Origin of the sequence: Gulosibacter sediminis, from assembly GCF_030011715.1 — a bacterium.
In the GTDB taxonomy this organism is placed as follows: domain Bacteria; phylum Actinomycetota; class Actinomycetes; order Actinomycetales; family Microbacteriaceae; genus Gulosibacter; species Gulosibacter sediminis.
Genome location: NZ_JASCYH010000111.1, coordinates 1 through 284, shown reverse-complemented (window position 1 = coordinate 284; position 284 = coordinate 1). Strand labels below are relative to the sequence as shown.

Annotated in this window: 1 protein-coding gene; it reads left to right on the top strand. The window is 68.3% G+C overall.

Translation table 11 applies throughout. From position 1 onward, the window contains the following. The coding region (locus tag QM019_RS12770) for an adenylosuccinate synthetase (protein ID WP_282853313.1) at nt 1–284 on the top strand (284 nt) is incomplete at both ends.

The window sequence follows — 284 nt, the reverse complement described above, 5'->3', positions numbered from 1 at the left end:
GCCCTCGGGCATCCTCACGCCGGGCGTCACGCCGGTGATCGGCAACGGCGTCGTCGTCGACCTCGGCGTGCTATTCGAGGAGATCGAGCACCTCGACGAGCGTGGCGTCGCCACCTCGAAGCTGCGCGTTTCGGGCAACGCCCACGTGATCCCCGAGTACAACCGCGCGCTCGACCAAGTGACCGAGCGATTCCTCGGCAAGCGCCGCATCGGGACGACCGGCCCCGGCATCGGTCCGACCTACGCCGACAAGATGACCCGCGTGGGCATCCGCATTCAAGACC